The organism is Quadrisphaera setariae (assembly GCF_008041935.1).
Classification (GTDB): Bacteria; Actinomycetota; Actinomycetes; order Actinomycetales; family Quadrisphaeraceae; genus Quadrisphaera; species Quadrisphaera setariae.
Genome location: NZ_VKAC01000005.1, coordinates 151,989 through 169,484, shown reverse-complemented (window position 1 = coordinate 169,484; position 17,496 = coordinate 151,989). Strand labels below are relative to the sequence as shown.

16 protein-coding genes are annotated in these 17,496 nt (G+C 74.5%); 5 read left to right on the top strand and 11 right to left on the bottom strand.

Features of this window, described 5'->3' with window-relative positions; genetic code table 11:
• Window positions 1-22 precede the first annotated feature (22 nt).
• The 9 genes from FMM08_RS23360 to FMM08_RS09705 form a co-directional block, all read right to left on the bottom strand.
• Window positions 23-178: a hypothetical protein gene (locus FMM08_RS23360; RefSeq protein ID WP_222710613.1), complete on the bottom strand. Its 156-nt coding sequence runs from the start codon at window positions 176-178 to the stop codon at window positions 23-25.
• Window positions 179-596: 418 nt separating this feature from the next.
• A complete protein-coding gene (locus FMM08_RS09745; protein ID WP_147926168.1) occupies window positions 597-1,994 on the bottom strand; it encodes a tyrosine-protein kinase domain-containing protein in 1,398 nt (465 codons plus the stop codon).
• Window positions 1,991-3,481: a hypothetical protein gene (locus FMM08_RS09740; RefSeq protein WP_147926167.1), complete on the bottom strand. Its 1,491-nt coding sequence runs from the start codon at window positions 3,479-3,481 to the stop codon at window positions 1,991-1,993. Before FMM08_RS09740 ends, FMM08_RS09745 begins: the two co-directional genes overlap by 4 nt.
• A gap of 70 nt (window positions 3,482-3,551) precedes the next feature.
• Window positions 3,552-4,211, bottom strand: coding sequence for a hypothetical protein (locus FMM08_RS09735; RefSeq protein ID WP_147926166.1), 660 nt, complete (start codon window positions 4,209-4,211; stop codon window positions 3,552-3,554).
• A gap of 1 nt (window position 4,212) precedes the next feature.
• A complete protein-coding gene (locus FMM08_RS09730) occupies window positions 4,213-5,460 on the bottom strand; it encodes a DUF1972 domain-containing protein (RefSeq protein WP_222710612.1) in 1,248 nt (415 codons plus the stop codon).
• A gap of 125 nt (window positions 5,461-5,585) precedes the next feature.
• The gene (locus FMM08_RS09725) at window positions 5,586-7,730 is read right to left on the bottom strand and encodes an alginate lyase family protein (RefSeq protein WP_147926165.1); all 2,145 of its coding nucleotides are present in this window, start codon (window positions 7,728-7,730) and stop codon (window positions 5,586-5,588) included.
• Between the two features lie 69 nt (window positions 7,731-7,799).
• Window positions 7,800-9,095, bottom strand: a complete 1,296-nt coding sequence (locus FMM08_RS09720; RefSeq protein ID WP_187279664.1) for an alginate lyase family protein — start codon at window positions 9,093-9,095, stop codon at window positions 7,800-7,802.
• A gap of 141 nt (window positions 9,096-9,236) precedes the next feature.
• Complete coding sequence (locus tag FMM08_RS09710; RefSeq protein WP_147926163.1) at window positions 9,237-10,772, bottom strand: sugar transferase; 1,536 nt, start codon at window positions 10,770-10,772, stop codon at window positions 9,237-9,239.
• 180 nt (window positions 10,773-10,952) lie between these two features.
• Window positions 10,953-11,210, bottom strand: a complete 258-nt coding sequence (locus tag FMM08_RS09705) for a hypothetical protein (RefSeq protein ID WP_147926162.1) — start codon at window positions 11,208-11,210, stop codon at window positions 10,953-10,955.
• A gap of 179 nt (window positions 11,211-11,389) precedes the next feature.
• On the opposite strand from FMM08_RS09705, the gene FMM08_RS09700 reads away from it, so the two are divergent.
• From FMM08_RS09700 to FMM08_RS09680, 5 genes are all read left to right on the top strand, one after another.
• Window positions 11,390-11,992, top strand: coding sequence for a TetR/AcrR family transcriptional regulator (locus FMM08_RS09700; RefSeq protein ID WP_147926336.1), 603 nt, complete (start codon window positions 11,390-11,392; stop codon window positions 11,990-11,992).
• A gap of 6 nt (window positions 11,993-11,998) precedes the next feature.
• Window positions 11,999-12,529 carry a MarR family winged helix-turn-helix transcriptional regulator gene (locus tag FMM08_RS09695; protein WP_255472227.1) on the top strand — a complete coding sequence of 177 codons (531 nt, stop codon included), beginning with the start codon at window positions 11,999-12,001 and terminating at the stop codon, window positions 12,527-12,529.
• A gap of 55 nt (window positions 12,530-12,584) precedes the next feature.
• Window positions 12,585-13,241, top strand: coding sequence for a dTDP-4-dehydrorhamnose 3,5-epimerase family protein (locus FMM08_RS09690; protein ID WP_147926161.1), 657 nt, complete (start codon window positions 12,585-12,587; stop codon window positions 13,239-13,241).
• Window positions 13,238-14,107, top strand: coding sequence for a dTDP-4-dehydrorhamnose reductase (rfbD, locus tag FMM08_RS09685; protein WP_147926160.1), 870 nt, complete (start codon window positions 13,238-13,240; stop codon window positions 14,105-14,107). Before FMM08_RS09690 ends, rfbD begins: the two co-directional genes overlap by 4 nt.
• Window positions 14,108-14,262: 155 nt before the next feature.
• On the top strand, window positions 14,263-15,384 hold the full coding sequence (locus FMM08_RS09680; protein ID WP_147926159.1) for an LCP family protein: 1,122 nt from the start codon (window positions 14,263-14,265) through the stop codon (window positions 15,382-15,384).
• A 97-nt stretch (window positions 15,385-15,481) separates the two neighbouring features.
• Here the strand turns inward: FMM08_RS09680 and rfbB are convergent, their stop codons facing one another.
• Complete coding sequence (gene rfbB, locus FMM08_RS09675) at window positions 15,482-16,516, bottom strand: dTDP-glucose 4,6-dehydratase (RefSeq protein ID WP_255472226.1); 1,035 nt, start codon at window positions 16,514-16,516, stop codon at window positions 15,482-15,484.
• On the bottom strand, window positions 16,513-17,436 hold the full coding sequence (rfbA, locus tag FMM08_RS09670) for a glucose-1-phosphate thymidylyltransferase RfbA (protein ID WP_147926158.1): 924 nt from the start codon (window positions 17,434-17,436) through the stop codon (window positions 16,513-16,515). Before rfbA ends, rfbB begins: the two co-directional genes overlap by 4 nt.
• Window positions 17,437-17,496: the final 60 nt, after the last annotated feature.

Below are 17,496 nucleotides of genomic sequence, written 5' to 3'. Positions count from 1 at the left end.
TCAGAGGGTGGTCACCGAGCGCTCATCGGGGGGTGTTGGCGCTGAGGTCGTCGACCCGCAGGGCCACCGGGGCGTGGGTGGAGGAGGCGGACAGGAGGCCCTGCACCCCCACCGAGCCCGGCGCCTGCAGCGGCGTCGGCGTGCGACGCGGTCCTGCCGGTGCCCGCGGCTCCGTCACCGAGGTCCCACGCGCAGGAGGCCACCGTGCCGTCGGAGTCGGCCGAGGTCGACCCGGTCGACCCGGTCGACCCGGTCGACCCGGTCGACCAGCGTCGGGCGCTCGTGGTCCCGGAACGCCGACTTCGCGGTGGTGGTCGCCGCACCGGCCCAGCCGCAGCGGGATCACCGGTGGCGGCGAGAGCGGTCCCGCTGAAAGGCACCAGCGGACTGGCGACGACGGCCGAAGCCGCCGACAGCGCCGGGCTGCGCTTCGTGCGACGTGTCATCCGCACTCCCGATCTGCGGCCGCCCACCGCAGCCCGTCCCCGGGCGGGGTCCGAGGACCGCACCGGGGTCTCGTCGGGATGCAGGGCAGGGGCAGGACGGGATCACGCAGGGTCGTCGCAGGTCACCTCATCGGAGGATCGTCCCCGCCCTCAGCGGGCGGCGCCGCTGGCGAGCCCCCGCCGCCCGCTGCCCAGGCCCCTCCGCCTCCGCACGACGGGAGCGCCGTAGTACCGCTCCTCCGTCTCGCGGCGCGGCACCGCCGCCAGCAGCACGCCGAGCACCCTGCCGCGGGCCGTCGCCAGCTGGTCCACCGCCGAGGTGAGGTCCTGGCTCCGGGTCCGGCCGCTCCGCGCCACGAGGAGGACGCCGTCCACCAGCGCCGCCATGACGAGGGCGTCGGGCACGGGCAGCACCGGTGGGGCGTCGATCACGACCGCGTCGAAGTCCTCGCGGAGCCGCTCGAGGAGCTCGCGCATGCGGCGAGAGCCCAGCAGGGCCCCGGGGTCCGGCGGCACCGGCCCCGCGCAGAGCACCCGCAGCGAGGGGTGGACCGACTCCTGCAGCGCGTCCTGCACGGAGAGGCGCCCCGCCAGGACGTCCACGAGGCCCACCCCTCCCTCCAGACCCAGCCGCTCGGCCACGGACGGCGAGCGCAGGTCTCCGTCCACGAGCACCACGCGGGCCCCCGACTGCGCCATGGCCACCGCCAGCCCCACCGAGGAGGTCGACTTGCCCTCGGCGGGGTTGGCCGAGGTCACGACGAAGCTGCGGGGCGGGTCGTCCACGTCGAGCAGGGCGAGCTTGTCGCGCAGCCCGCGGTGGGCCTCGGACCAGTGCGTCTGCCGCGTCGGGTCGACCTCGACCACGGCGGCGCGCTTGTCGCGCACGGTGGCGGTGAGCGGCGCCCTCCCGGTGGTGGCGCGGACGTCGAGGGCGGTCCTGAGCCTGGTGTCGAGGTGGTGGCGGAGCAGGGCGGCGCCGGTCCCGACGAAGAGCCCGACGACCGCGGCGACGACGACGTCGACGGTGGTCCGCGGCGCGATGCGGAAGCGCGGAACAGTGGCGGGCTCGATGACGGTGACCATCACGGGCGAGGGCTGCGACGCGTCGGTGCGCTCCAGCCGCTCGACCGCGCGGGAGAAGCTCTGAGCGACGGCGTTGGCCGTGCGAGCCGCCACCTCGGGGTCGCCGGAGGTGGCCGTGATGTCGATCATCACGGTGCCGTTGGGGTTCGAGGCGCTCACGGCCGACCGCAGGGACCGCGCGGTGGTGGTGCCGCCGAGCTCCTCCGCGACGGGCTCGAGCACGAGGGTGCTCGAGGCCACCGCCACGTACGAGGCCACTCGCTGGAGCGCGAACTGCGACCCCTGGGAGGCGATGCCGGTCTGCGCCCCGGCCGAGGCCGTGACGAAGGTGCCGGCCGTGGCCTGGTAGGTGGGAGGCGTGGTCACGGAGCGGGCCGTCGCCGCCCCGACGGCGAGCAGCGTGATGATGCCGACCATCAGCCAGCGCTTGCGCAGCACCTGGACGAGCTCGTGCAGGGTCACTCGACGCCTCCGAGGCGGTGGGGGGACCGGTGGACGGCCGGTCCGGTGGACGGCGGGTCCGCCGGCGGACCGCTCGACGGGACGGGGACCGCTCCGTCGTCGGCGGCGCGGGTGGTGGCGAGCCCCATGAGCAGGAAGATCACGAACGCCACCGCCGGCCAGGCGAGGACGTCGAAGAGGAACAGCGACGCGACGCAGGAGACGAGGGCGGGACGCAGCGTCGGCGGAGCGGCCGCCACGGAGGCGACCACGACCGCTGAGAAGAGCACCACGGCGGCCAGGCCGCCCTGGACGAGGACGGAGACGAACTGGTTGTCGATGGCCCGCAGGCCGTCGTCCTGGAGGAGGCCCTCGTCGAACATCCTGCCGATGGAGCCGAAGCCGTTCCCGAACAGGACGTGGACCAGGTCTTGGCGCGCGAGCAGCTCCTGCGCTGCGGTCAGCGCTCCCAGGCGGTGGGTGACGGACCCGGACTCCGCGGTGTCGCCCAGCGAGGGTGGCGTGGCGGCCGACAGCGCGACCCCGCCGAGCGCGGCAGCGGCCACGGCCAGGTAGACGCGCTCGACGGTGGTGCGCCGGCCGCCGAAGACCACGACCACCACCACCGCCAGCAGGAAGGAGGCGCGCGCGCCGGCGGCCACGAGCCCGGCGAACAGCGGGACCAGCAGCACCAGCCGCACGCCCCAGCGCAGGCCCGGCATCCCGCGGACGGTGAGCGCGACGCTCGCCACGAGCACGAGGCCCAGCGGCAACGGGTGGCCGAGCGTGCCCTGGCTGCGCTCCACCCCGTTGCCGAGGAGCTCGTTGAGCAGCGGTACCGGCAGCCCGTCGGCGCCCCGCTGAGCGGGGACCCACAGGTGTTCGGGGAAGAGGGTCGGCTCGACCGCGGCCACGACCCCCTGGACGACGCCGAGCGCCACCAGCGAGGCCACCACGGTGCGCCGTCCCCGCGCATCGAGCGCCCCGGGGAGTGACAGTGCGGGGAGGACGGCGATCACGGTCAGCAGCAGGCGGAAGCCCGCGCCCTGGTCGTGCGAGGCCGCGGTGCTGGCCAGCATGACCGCGAAGAGCGCCAGCACCGCGCCCACCCAGGGAGAGCCCTTGACCGTGCCGCGCCCGAGGAGCACGGCGAGGGTCAGCCCCGCTCCCCCGACCATCATCAGCTGCAGGGGGGTGCCGCCCGACATCCGCGTGGCCGGCATCGCCGCCCACATGACCGCGCTGAACACCAGTGCGCGCTCGGCGCGCCGCGCGGGGTCGCGGCACAGGACCACCGACACCGCGCCGGTCGCCACCAGCGCCAGCAGGACCGCCGTCATGGGCCCGGTGCGGCCCGCGAGCACCACCGAGGCCAGGGTGACGAGGGGGCCCGTCAGCACCAGCGGCCACGCCGCAGGCAGGTGGCGCGCCCGCCGCCGCCCGCGCCGGCCGGCCACCCGGGGGGCGGCAGGCCCCCCGGGGAGGACGACGGGTGCGTGCAGGCTCACCTCGGAGGCATCGGCGCGTGCGCCGTGCACCTTGACCGGGAGGACCGCACCGGCACCCGTGCGGCTGCCGTCAGCCCCTGACGACCACGGTCGTCCCCGAGCTGATCGAGCTGATGGTCAGCACCAGGGACGACGCCTGGCCGCTGGGGACGGTGAAGGCCCACACGCCCTCGGCGCTCTTCCTGGGCGCGAGGACGCCCTCGGCCGGAGCGCTCGGAGCTCCGGTGAGCAGGGTCGCGGGGACGGCGTCGGCGCCGTAGGTGGCCGTGACGGTCAGACCGCCGAGGTCGACCGGCGCGTCGGACCCGTTCTCGACCCTGACGCTCACCGCGACCGCCGGCCCCGCGACGTCGCCGGGGACGCTCCCCGAGGCCTGGGCCTCGCGCACGGCGGACACGGTGGCCACGAGCCCGTCGCCGAAGGCGGCCGGGCTCCCGGTCGGGACGGGCGGCAGGGTGGTGGCCCCGACGACCGGCGCGGTGGCCGGGGGTGGCCCCGCGTAGGTGCTGGACGGTGGCGGGCTGGGGGTGCTGGCCGCCGGCCCCGTCGCGGTGGACGACGGCGGAGTCGGACCACCGGCGCTGGACGTCGTGGGCGAGGCGGTCGGGGCCGTGCCGTCGGAGCTCGACGAGGTGCACGACACGAGCACGCCCACGCAGAGGACCACCGCTGCTGCGGCGGCCGCGGCGGCCGCGGTACGACGGGACGGGCGCTTGCTGGTCACTCCCACGTCAGGCTCCTGTCGTCGGTGCGGGGCGGTCCGCCGTCCCGCGCTCGGGCTGCTGGGCCTTCTGGGCAGCGCCCTGACGGCCCAGCAGCCGGCCCCGGCGGCGGGCCAGCCGCAGGCAGAGCGCCTCGTAGCCGTCGGCCACCACGTCCCAGTCGTAGAGGGCCGCCCGCCCGCGGGCGAGGACGCCGCGGGCACGTGCGCCCTCGCCGTCGTCCTCCGCCTGCTGCACCACCCGGGCCACCGAGGCGGCGTCGGACCAGAACAGCCCGGCGTCCTCGAGCACCTCGCGGTTGAAGGAGACGTCGTAGGCGCTCACGGCCGCGCCGGCGCCGATGGCGCGCAGCAGGGAGGGGTTGGTGCCTCCCACCGAGTGCCCGTGCAGGTAGGTCAGCGAGCCGGCGTAGAGCTGGTCCAGCAGGTCCTGGTCCCACACGCCGCCGAGGAAGGTGGTGCGGTCGTCCGCGAGGGCGTGCACCCGGCGCGTGTACTCGTCGGAGTAGGGCGCGCTGCCCACCACGACCAGCGGCAGCGAGGCCCGGCTCGCGGTGTAGCCCTCGACGATGACGTCGACGTGGTTCTCCGGCTCGAAGCGCGCCACCACGAGGTGGTAGCCGCGGGGGGTGAGGCCCAGCTCAGCGAGGCGGGCGGGGTCACCGCCCCCCTCGACGACGGGGGCGCCGTACGTGATGAGCGTGGTCGGCACGCCGAACCGCTCCGTGTAGTAGTCCTGGATGCCCACCGCGTCGGCGATGAGGTCGTCGGAGAAGCGCACGGCCAGGGCCTCGGCCTGGCGGTAGTAGCGCTGGCCGGTCGCGCCCCACTTGGAGCGCTTCCACTCCAGGCCGTCGACGTGCGTGGCCACCGGGATGCCGCGGGCCCGCAGCAGCGGGAGGTACGGGGCGTTGGCAGCGTTGAAGACGACGGCGACGTCGGTGCGGTGCCGCACGAGGTGGGCCACCGAGCCTCCGGTGTGCGACAGCGTCTCCAGGGTCCGCGAGCGCAGCGCGGGCAGGTGCACCAGCTCCATGCCGCGGTGGCTCTCGAGCAGCTCGCCGTCGTCGCCGTCGACGCGCCGGCAGTAGACGCGGACGGTGTGGCCGCGGTCGGCGAGCCGGGCGCCGACCTCCTCGACGCAGGTCTCGAAACCTCCGTAGTGGGCGGGTACGCCGCGCGTCCCCACCAGGGCGATCGACAGCGGCCGCGCGCGCTCGTGCGCGGCAGCGTCGCGCTGCACGTCCAGGTCAGTCACCGGAGCTCCTCAGGTGGCGGGTGGGTCCACACCTGCCATCGGGAGTTCCACCTCCACCTTGACGCCCGTGCGGCTGCGGTCATCCGAACGCCGCAGCCGCAGCGGGCGCCCCGCCCGCCGCGGGGTCAGGACCTCGCGTGGGTGAGCGTCGACCAGTTCATGAAGAGCTCGGTGCCGTTGCGGGGGCGCAGCGAGCGCACGAGCTGCTGCGTCTGGGGCAGCGAGACGCCCTCGCCCGCGTAGTGGGCGTACCCGACCTCCCAGCCCTGGTTGGACGCGGTGCCGATCTTCTTCAGCGGCGCCGGGCAGACCCACCCGGGGGCGGAGGGGTCGTTGAGGTAGCGGGCGTTGTACTCGAGGCCGGCGACGAGCCGTCGCTGCTGCTCGCGGTAGAGGTCGACCCCCTGGATGCCGGCGGTCTCGGCGACGTCGAGGGCGGCGGCCATCCCCATCATCATGTGGTCGGCGTCCCGGCAGGTCTCCCCCTGCAGGCCGTCGACGTAGCGCTCGGGCGAGAACCAGTAGCTGTCGACGCGCCCCGCGGTGATGGAGGTGCCGGCGGGGAGGACCGGCTTGGCACCGTCCGAGGTGAGGTAGACGGAGGACACCACCTGGGCGCGCCAGTCGCCCACGCCGTCGTCGAAGACGGACCGGTCGTCGAGGAAGATCCCGATGTTGACCGTGGCCTCGGCCATCGACATCTGCCAGTTGGCGTTGCCCCCGACCCAGCCGTCGCGGACCATCGGCAGGAAGGCGGTGCGGAGCATGCCCTCGAAGCGCTGCACCCGGTCGGGGCTCCACCCGGCGTCGCTGTAGCGGATGAGCTCGGCGGCCTTGGGGAAGACCGAACCGGCCCAGGCGGCCTGCAGGCGCCCGTTGACGTAGGTGGTGGTGTCGAAGCTGTGGCTCTGCAGGACCCCTGACCACGCGTCGAGGATCTCGACGGCCTTGCGGGCGTAGCGCTCGTCACCGGTGTAGGTGTAGATCAGCGCCATCGTGTACGCCGCCTGCGCGTCCTTGGTCTCGGCGGTGCAGCCGATGTCGATGCGGTTGTACGCCCCGCACATGACCACGGGCACCGGCTGGGGCTGCCAGGACAGGTTCGCCCAGCTCGAGCCCTTCGCCTTGGCGAAGGCGCTGGCCCACGGCTCCTCACCGGCGGCGACCTTCGCACGGACGGCGGCGAGCTGGGAGGCGCTGGTCATGATGCCGGGATGGACGAAGCCCGCCGGTGACGTCTGGCTGCCCCCCGTGCTGGCTGACGCGCTCGGGGAGGGGCTCGAGGCGGGCTCGCTGGTCGGCTCCGTGCTCGGGTCGACCGGAGGCGGGCTCGAGGACGGCGTCGTCGAGGGCTCGACGGACGGTCCTGCCGACGGGTCGGTGGACGGGGCCGTCGCGGGGTCCGGCGACGTGGTGGTCGGTCCGGTGGCCGGCGCACCACCCGAGGAGCCGTTCGGCGCCGTCGCGGGCTCAGCGACCGCTCCACCACCGGCGGCAGCGCCCTCCTGGCCGAACCCGGCCACGGACACGTCGGCGAGGGTCAGCCGGAGGGGCTCGGCCTTGCGCGAGAGGTACCCCTGCAGCGCCACGGCACCCGGCGCCTGGAGGCGCTCGGGGTCCTCGTCGCGGACGGTCACCTGCCAGTCGGGGCGCTCAGCGCCCATCCGCCACACGCGGGCCTGGAGCACGACGGGCGAGCTGCCCACCACTCGCACCTGCACGAGCAGCGGCGCGTCCTCCGCCAGCACGGCGACCTTGCCCGTGCGGCTCAGCACCGTGTACTGGCCGCCGCTCACGCGGTCGACGCGGAGCGCGACGTGGCCGCTGTGGCGCACGAGCACGGTCAAGCCGTAGCGGTCTCCGTCCGGCTGCACGCGAGCCTGCGTCTGCTCGTACAGGCCCGGGTTGCTCGCGTCCACGTGGTGGAGCACCAGGCTGTGCGTGACGTCGACGTCGGCCACGGGTGCCGTGGCCAGGGCCGCCGTGTAGCTGCCGCCAGGCTGCACCTCCCCCACGACCAGCCGGCCCGGGGCCGGCGAGGTCGTCTCGGTGCCCTTGGTGGTGGTGACGGTGCCCTGGGCGAAGGGCGGGGTGAGCAGCAGCGGGGAGCTCGGCTCGGCGGCTCCGGTCCCGTCGTCACCTGCCGCCTGCGCCACCGCGGTGCCGAGCAGGACCGCCACCAGAGCCGCGACCACGGCCGCCACCAGCAGCTGGGACCTCGTGGTCGCGGACGCCCTGTGAGCGCGGGCACCGCGCCGCGTGATCGCCATGGATGACGAACCTAGGTGGCTTCGTCCGCCCGCGGGCGCATATGACCGATCTGCCCGCGCGCCCCCCGGTCAGGGCACGGCGTGGGTGAGCGTCTGCCAGTTCAGGTGCAGCTCCGTCCAGGCCCGGGTGCGGAACTGCTGCATGTACTGCCGCGACTGCGGCAGCGACACGCCCCGGTCGCCGGCGTAGTGGGCGTAGCCGAGCTCCCACCCGTGCCGCACCGTCGTCCCGATGGTCTTCAGGGGCTTGGGGCACGCCCAGCCCGAGGCGCTGGGGTTGTTGAGGTAGCGGGCGTTGTACTCCATGGCGGCCGTCAGCCGGCGCTGCTGCTCGCCGAAGAGGTCGACCCCCTGGATCTGCGCGGTCTCCGCGGCCTGCAGCGTCGCCCCGAGGCCCATGACCACGTGGTCCATGTCGCGACAGGTCTCCCCCTGCAGGCCGTCGACGTAGCGGGTGGGGTTGTACCAGTACGCGTCGAGGTTGGTGCTCTTGACGGCGCGCGCCGGCGGCAGGACGGGCTTGGCCCCGTCGCTGGAGAGGTAGATGGTGGAGGGGACCGTGGCCCGCCAGTCGCTCACGCCGTCGTCGAACACCGAGCGGTCGTCGAGGAAGACGCCGATGTTGATGGTCGCCTCGCTCATGGACATCATCCAGTTGGCGCCCCCGCCGGCCCAGCCGTCGCGCACCATCGGGAGGAAGGCGTTCCGCAGCACCGCCTCGAAGCGCGCCACGTCCGCCGACGCCCAGCCCGCGCCGGTGTGCCGGATGATCTCCGCGGCCTTGGGGAAGACCGACCCCGCCCAGGCCGCCTGCAGGTGGCCGTTCTTGTAGGTGGTGGTGTCGAAGCGGTGGCCCTGGAGGGTCGAGGACCAGGCGTTGAGGATCTGGATCGACTTGGCCGCGTAGCGCTTGTCACCGGTGTAGGCCCACAGGAGCGCGTGGGTGTAGGCGGCCTGCGCGTCGTTCATCTCCGCCGTGCAGCCCTCGTCGGGGGAGTTGCCGGACCCGCACCCGACCCAGGCGACCGGGCGGGGCGTGTAGCTGAGGCTGCCGAAGGAGGACGTCCGGGCGCGCTCGAAGGCTCCGAACCACGGCTCGGCGCGCGCCGCGACCTTCTGCTTGACGAAGGCGAGCTGCGCGGAGCTGGTGGTGATGCCCGGGTGCACGAGACCCGAGGCCGTCGGGACGGCGTCGTCGAGGGTCACCACGGATGACCGGTCCTCAGGGCCCGCGCCGGAGGAGGCGCCGGAGCGCGTCCCCTGGCCCGGCTCGACGAGGAAGGCCGCCACCAGGGCCACGGCGAGGACGAGGGAGCCCAGGGGCAGCTCCAGGAAGGGCCGTCGGGGCGGCTGGGGAAGTCGCACGAGGAGGGACCATAGCCACGATCGAGGACGAAGGGTGCCAAAACGGACACCCGGTCCACCGCGACCGCTCAGGGCCGCGCGCGTTCGACCGGCTCGAGTCGGCCTTGCGCGGTGTCCACGGCGGGCACCGGGAGGGGCCCCTCAGTAGGCGCCGCGGCTCCTGAGGACGGCCCCCACCGTCTTCCACATGATCATGAAGTCGAACGCGAAGGACCAGTTCTCCACGTACCGCAGGTCGAGCCGGACCGACTCGTCCCAGTCCAGGTCGGAGCGGCCGTTGATCTGCCACAGACCCGTCAGGCCCGGCTTGACCATGAGGCGGCGGCGGACGTCGTGGCCGTAGACGGCCACCTCGCGGGCCAGCGGCGGGCGCGGGCCCACCAGCGACATCTGGCCGACCAGCACGTTGAACAGCTGGGGCAGCTCGTCCAGGGAGAGCCTGCGCAGCAGGCGTCCCACCCTGGTGATGCGCGGGTCGTGCTTCATCTTGAACAGCACGGCGTTGCCCTCGCTGGAGCCGACCAGCTCGCGCAGGCGCGCCTCGGCGTCCACCACCATGCTGCGGAACTTGAGCATCGTGAAGGTGCGCCCCTCCATGCCGATGCGCTCCTGGCGGAAGAAGACCGGCCCGCGGCTGTCCAGCTTCACCGCGAGCGCGATGAGCGCGATCACCGGGGAGAGCAGCAGCAGGGCCAGCGCGGCGACCGCCACGTCGACGGTGCCCTTGGCGATGCGCCGCACGCCGGTGAGCTCGGGGCGCTCCAGGTGCATGAGCGGCAGGCCGCACACCGGGCGGATGGCCACGCGCGGGCCCACCACCTCGGTGACGGCGGGCGCCACGAAGAGGTCGGCGTGGGTGTCCTCCAGGGCCCACCCCAGGCGCCGCAGGAACGGTCCGTCGGTCTCCGCGGTGGGCAGCACGGCCACGGCGTCCACGCCGGCGCGCACGCTGATCTCGGCGACGTCGCGGAGCTCCCCGAGCACCGGCACGCCCATCTCGGCGAGCTGGGTGAGCACGAAGGCCTCGTCGCCGCGGCGGCCGCCCTGGGCGGCGGGCAGGCAGACGCCCGCGACGGCCATGCCGTGGTAGCGGGCGCGCTGCACCTGGCGGACCGTCGCGAGCACCCCCTCGTGGTGGCCGGCCACGAGCAGCGTCTGCATGTGGAGGCCCTGCTCGCGCTGGCGGTGCAGCCACTGGCGGGTGAGGTAGCGGAAGGCCAGCAGCAGCAGCGCCCCGAGGGGCAGCGCCACCAGCACGTAGCCGCGCGCGATCTCCAGGTCGAAGGCCCACGAGGTGGTGGCGACGATGGCCAGGGTGAGGATGCTGGCGCGGGCGACCCGTCCGAACTCCTCGCTGCCCAGGCCCATGAAGCGCCGCTCGTAGGCCCGGCTGGCCACGAGCGCCGAGAACCAGATGACCGGCACCACGAGCAGCAGCAGCGACTCCTGGCCGCTGGTGGTGCTCACGTCTCCGAACCGCACCGCGTAGGCGAGCACCACGGAGACGGCGACGGCCAGCAGGTCGGCCGCCACCACGCGGGGCAGGTAGTGGGAGGTCCAGTGCGTGCGGGGAGGGGCCACGCGCCGCACGCGGCCCGGTGCGTCGAAGGCACCTGCGCCGTCCTGCACCGGAACCGCTTCCGACAGGCGGCCGGGCACGGGGACGACGGAGGTCATGGTTCTCCAAGTCGGGTGGGCGGGGAGGGGCCTTGCGTCGTGATCGAAGCGAGACCCCGCAGGAGCATGAAGGGGTTCACGCGTTGTTCACCCGGGCGGGTTGCTCCACCCGGGGGACGGTGGCACCGCCGCGTGATCACTGATGTCGCTGCGCGGTCGGCAGGAGCGGCGGTGCTCAGGTCAGGCGGGCGGCGCCAGGCGGAGGTGCAGCACCTCGGGCGAGGTGGCGGGCGCGGGGATGACGGCGAGCGCCGCGCCTGGCGTCAGAGCCCCCGCCGGAGCGGCGTCGATCAGGCGCAGCGGTGTCTCGCGGTGCGAGGCGGCGCGGCGGGCGCGGGCGATGGCCACGCCGAGCAGCACGCCCACCACCGGGCTCGCGACGAGCCACACCACGAGGATCTCCACAGCCAGGCGCATCTCGTCCTCCAGGTCAGCCAAGATCAGATCTGACGCGCTCACGCACCCCGGCCCGAGGGACGGCGCGTCCAGTGGCGTTGTCGGCACGGTGATCTCCGGACCTGAGCCCCGGAAGCACCCGGGCGCCCGGCTCACCCGTCCGCAGCAGCGCCGCCCCCCTCGGACGGGTAGGGCACGATGGCCCGGTGGGCCGCACGCGGATGACCGGCGCTGAGCGGCGCGAGCAGCTGCTCGTCGTCGGCCGCGGGCTGTTCGCGCAGAAGGGCTTCGACGGCACCAGCGTCGAGGAGGTCGCCGCCCGCGCCCGCGTCTCCAAGCCGGTGGTCTACGAGCACTTCGGTGGCAAGGAGGGCCTGTACGCGGTGATCGTCGACCGCGAGGTCCGCGCCCTGCTCGACGCCCTCAGCTCCGCGCTCGACGCCCGCGCCCACCCTCGGGTGCTGCTGGAGCGGACCACGCTCGCGCTGCTCGGGTACGTGGAGGAGAACACCGACGGGTTCCGCATCCTCGTGCGCGACTCCCCCGTCGCCCAGACGACGGGCACGTTCGCGAGCCTGCTCGGAGACGTGGCCACGCAGGTCGAGGAGATGCTGGCCGACGAGTTCCGCCGGCTGGGGCTCAGCGTCGACGCCGCCCCCATGTACGCGCAGATGCTCGTGGGGATGGTCGCGCTGACCGGCCAGTGGTGGCTCGGCTCGCGCGAGCCCGACAAGGCGGTGGTGGCCGCGCACATCGTCAACCTGGCGTGGAACGGGCTGTCGGGCATGGAGCCCAGCCCGCGGCTCACGCCGCACGCGGGCTGACCGCCCGTGGCCGACGCGGTGGACGACGACCTGCAGGCGCGCGCTGACGACGAGGTCGACCGCCTCGTCACGGCCTGGGCGCGCGAGCGGCCCGACCTCGACGCCTCCCCGCTGCTGGTGCTCTCGCGGGTCTCGCGGCTGGCGCACCACCTCGACAGGGCCCGCGCCGAGGCGTTCGCCGGCACGGACCTGGTGCAGTGGGAGTTCGACGTGCTGGCGGCGCTGCGGCGCTCGGGGGCGCCGCACGAGCTGTCGCCGTCGTCCCTGGCCTCGGCGACGCTGGTCACCTCCGGCACGATGACCACCCGCATCGACAGGCTCACCGCCCGCGGGCTGGTGGAGCGCCGCCCCGCCCCGGCGGACCGGCGCGGGGTGCTCGTGCGGCTGACCGACGAGGGCGCCCGCCGGGTGGACGCGGCCCTGGCGGACCTGCTCGTGCGGGAGCGGTCGGTGCTCGACGTCCTCGGGCCCGACCGGTCCGCGCAGCTCGCGGACCTTCTGCGGCGGCTCCTGGCGCCGTTCGAGGGTCCCCGCTGACCCGGCCGGGCGCAGTCCGCGCCCGCGGGGGCAGGCCGCCGCTACCGTCGCTGGCGTGCTGATCGAGCCCCTTCCCCTCCGCGGCGCCTGGTCCATCACCCCGAAGCAGTTCGGGGACGACCGCGGCACCTTCCTCGAGGCCTTCAAGAACGACGCCCTCGCCGACGTCATCGGCCACCCGCTGACCGTCGCGCAGGTGAACTGCTCGGTGTCGGCCGCGGGCGTGGTGCGCGGCGTGCACTTCGCCGACGTGCCCCCCGGCCAGGCCAAGTACGTCACCTGCACCGTCGGTGCGGTGCTCGACGTCATCGTCGACGTCCGGGTCGGCTCCCCCACCTACGGGCAGTGGACCTCGGTGCTCCTCGACGACGTCGACCGGCGCGCCGTCTACATCGCCGAGGGCCTCGGCCACGCCTTCGTCTCCCTGGCCGACGGCTCCACCGTCACCTACCTGTGCTCCACCGGCTACAACCCCACGGGCGAGCACGGCGTGCACCCGCTCGACCCGGAGATCGGCATCGCCTGGCCCACCCACGGGCGCGACGGCCAGCCGCTGGTCTACGAGCTGTCCACCAAGGACGAGGCCGCGCCGACCCTGGCGCAGGCGCGCGAGGCGGGTCTGCTGCCCGTGTGGGAGACCGCTCGCGCCTACGCCGGTCCGGCCGACGCCCCCTCGGTGCAGGGCGACGACGACGAGGCGGCCCGCGCGTGAAGGTCCTCGTCACCGGCGCCGCCGGCATGCTCGGCCAGGACGTCGTGGCCCTCCTGCGCGAGCGCGGGCACGAGGTGACCGCGGCGGGCCGCTCCGACGTCGACGTCACCGACGCCGCCGCGCTGCGCGCGGCGGTGCCGGGCCACGACGCGGTGGTCAACTGCACCGCGCACACCGCCGTCGACGCCGCCGAGACCGACGTCGAGGCCGCCGAGCTGCTCAACACCACCGCCCCCGGGCTGCTCGGGGAGGCCTGCGCGGCCGCGGGCGCGCGGCTCGTGCACGTCTCCACCGACTACGTCTTCTCCGGGCGGGCCGACCTCGACGACGACGGGCGACCGCTGCCGTACGCCGAGGACGCGCCGGTGGCGCCGCGCTCGGTCTACGGGCGCACGAAGGCCGACGGCGAGCGGGCGGCGCGCCGGGCCCAGCCCGACACCCTGGTGGTGCGGACGGCCTGGCTGTACGGCGCGGGCAAGGGGTGCTTCCCCACGACCATCGCCCGGGCCGCCCGCGAGCGCGGCGCGGTGAGCGTGGTCGACGACCAGGTGGGCCAGCCGACGTGGACCGCGGACGTCGCGCGCGTCGTGGCGGACCTGCTGGAGGTCGGGGCACCCGCGGGGACCTACCACGCGACCTCGAGCGGGCGGACCAGCTGGTACGGGTTCACGCAGGCGGTGCTGGCCTCGGCGGGGGTGGACCCGGCGGCGGCGAGCCCGACGACGAGCGAGGCGTTCGCGCGGCCGGCGCCGCGGCCGGCGTGGTCGGTGCTGGGGCACGAGGCGCTCGTGGCGGCGGGTGTGGAGCCCATCGGTGACTGGGCGGAGCGCTGGGAGGCCGCCGCCCCCGCCGTCCTCGGCGGCTGAGAGCGGCTGAGAGCGGTGGGCCGGTCGGGTCACGGCGAGCCGCGCCGTCGGGTGACCTCTCGGTCACGGTCTGTCGGCCGGCTCCCCCGCTGACCTAGCGTGCCTGCCGGAGGGAGCGCCACCAGGTGCTCCCGCACGCCTGCAGGGAGCCGCCCGTGAGCATCGTCGAGGACGACCCCGACGCGGTGGACCGGGTGCTGGCCCCGCGTCCGGACGCGCCCCGGGCCCCGCGCCGGCGGCGCTGGGCCCGGCTGGTGCTGGTGGTGGCGGGCCTGCTGGTGGTGGCGCTGGCGGCCGGCGCGGTGGCGCTGTGGCGCGCGGCGCCGGAGGTCGGTCACCTCGGTGACCCGTTCTCCACCATCCCCGCCGCGGAGCGGCCGTCGGTGGACGCCGCGGCCGGGACGGCGCAGAACATCCTGCTCATCGGGTCCGACAGCCGCGCCAACGGCGACGGCTCCGACGAGGACGGTCCGGACGGTTCCGCTGGTGTCCCCGCCGGTCAGGAGGCGGACTGGACCCGCGGCGGGCAGCGCAGCGACGCGCTCGCCGTGCTCCACCTGTCCGCCGACGGCCGCAGCGCGGCGATGGTCTCCATCCCCCGCGACTCCTGGGTGCCGGTGCCCGGCTACGGCACCACCAAGATCAACGCCGCGTTCGCCTACGGGGGCGCGCCGCTCGCCGTGCGCACCGTGGAGCAGCTGACCGGCGTCCGCATCGACCACGTGGTGGCGATCGACTTCTCCGGGTTCGCCCGCGTCACCGACGCGCTCGGCGGCGTGCGCATCTGCGTGCCGCAGGCCGTCTCCGACCACCTGGGCACCGTGGCGGCGGGATGCCAGGTGATGGACGGCCAGCAGGCCCTCACGTACGTGCGGCAGCGCAAGACGCTGCCCGGCGGCGACTTCGACAGGGAGCGCCGCCAGCAGAACTGGGTGCGCTCGGTCATCGCCGGCGCGACGGACCGCGACCTGCTCAGCGACCCCGTGAAGCTCACCGCCGTGGTGCGCGAGCTGGCGGCGTCCGTGCGCACCGACGACGCCCTCGGCGAGCCGCAGCTGCTCTCCCTGGCGCTGGACCACCGCGACCTGCGCACCGACGACGTGGCGTTCCTGCAGGCTCCGCTGGCCTCACCGGCCACCGGGCGCGAGGGCTCGCAGTCCGTGGTCTACCTCGACCCTGCCGCGGGCGCCGAGCTGTGGACGGCGGTCAAGGCCGACGACCTCGCTGCCTGGGAGGCGGCCCACCCGGACGCCGGGCTCGGTGACAGCGTCAGGTAGCTGGCGAGCCCCCCGGCACGACGAGAGCCCCCGGCCGGCCGGCCGGGGGCTCTCGTCGTGCTGGGCTCAGCGGCCGGTCAGCGGCCGGTCAGCCGTGTCAGCGCCCGAGCTGGGCGTACTTGGCCTCGGTGGCGGCCTTGCGGGGCCGCCACCACGCCTCGTTGTCCCTGTACCAGTCGAAGGTCGCCTTCAGACCGGACTCGAGGTCGGAGTGCAGGGGGCGCCAGCCGAGCTCGTCCCGCAGCAGGGAGGCGTCGATGGCGTACCGCAGGTCGTGGCCGGGGCGGTCGGCCACGAGGTCGTACGCGTCGGCGTCCTGACCCGCGATCTCCAGCAGCGCCCGCACCACGCGGAGGTTGTTCGCCTCGCCGTCGGCACCGATGAGGTAGGTCTCGCCCGTGCGGCCGCGGCCGAGCACCGCCCACACCGCGCGGTTGTGGTCGTCGACGTGGATCCAGTCGCGCACGTTGGTGCCGGCGCCGTAGACCTTGGGCCGCACCCCGTCGAGGATGTTGGTGATCTGGCGCGGGATGAACTTCTCCACGTGCTGCCAGGGCCCGTAGTTGTTGGAGCAGTTGGAGATGGTCGCCTCGATGCCGAACGAGCGCGCCCACGCCCGCACCAGCAGGTCAGACCCGGCCTTGGTGGCCGAGTACGGCGAGGACGGGTTGTACGGGGTGTCGGGCGTGAACTTCTCCCGCGCGGGGTCGTCCGCGGGCTCGGACAGCGGCAGGTCGCCGTAGACCTCGTCGGTGGAGACGTGGTGGTAGCGCACGCCGTGGGCGCGCACCGCCTCCAGCAGCGAGTACGTGCCGATGAGGTTGGTGTGCACGAAGGGCCACGGGTCGTGCAGGGAGTTGTCGTTGTGCGACTCCGCCGCGAAGTGCACCACCGCTCCGCCGGGACCGAGGTCCCCCACCAGCTTCCGCACGAGCGCGGTGTCGGCGATGTCGCCCTCGACGAAGGTGATCCGGCTGGCGACGTCGTGCAGCGTGGCGCGGTCACCGGCGTAGGTCAGCTTGTCGAGGACGACGACCTCGACGTCGGGGCGCTCGCGCACCGTGGCGTGGACGAAGTTGGCGCCGATGAAGCCGGCCCCGCCGGTCACCAGCAGCGTGCGGATCTCGCTCACAGCGCGTCTCCCGTGCTCGTCGTCGTGCTGGTCACCGCGCTGGGCCCACCGGTGTGGCGGCGCTCCAGCAGCTCCAGCAGGTAGGTCCCGTACCCGGACTTCACCAGCGGCTGCGCGCGCTCGCGCAGCTCGTCGTCGGACAGGAAGCCCTGGTGCCAGGCGACCTCCTCGGGCGCCCCGATCTTCAGGCCCTGCCGCTGCTCGATGGTGCGGATGTAGGTGCCGGCGTCCAGCAGGGAGTCGACCGTGCCGGTGTCCAGCCACGCCGTGCCGCGCGGCAGCACCTCCACCCACAGCCGCCCCTGCTCCAGGTAGGTGCGGTTCACGTCGGTGATCTCGTACTCCCCGCGCGGCGAGGGCTGCAGGTCTCGGGCGATGGCCACGACGTCGTTGTCGTAGAAGTACAGGCCCGGCACCGCGAAGTTGGACCGCGGCGCGGCCGGCTTCTCCTCCAGGGACACCGCCCGGCCGGCGGCGTCGAACTCGATGACGCCGTACGCCGTGGGGTCGGCCACCCAGTACCCGAAGATCGAGGCGCCGTCGATGTCGACGAACCGCGAGAGCTGGGTGCCCAGGCCCGGGCCGTAGAAGATGTTGTCGCCCAGCACCAGCGCCACCGTGTCACCGCCCACGAAGTCGGCGCCCAGCACGAAGGCCTGGGCCAGCCCGTTGGGCTCGGCCTGCACCTTGTAGCTGATGGCCACGCCGAACTGCGAGCCGTCGCCCAGCAGCCGCTGGAACGCCGGCGCGTCGTGCGGGGTGGTGATCACCAGCACGTCGCGGATGCCCGCCGCGATCAGCGTGGACAGCGGGTAGTAGACCATCGGCTTGTCGTAGACCGGCACCAGCTGCTTGCTCGTCCCCAGCGTCAGCGGGTGCAGCCGCGTCCCCGATCCGCCCGCCAGGATGATCCCCTTCACAGTCGATGACCGTAGCGGCGCAGAGGGTGGTCGGGGGCGAGCTCCACTCCTCTGGTCGGC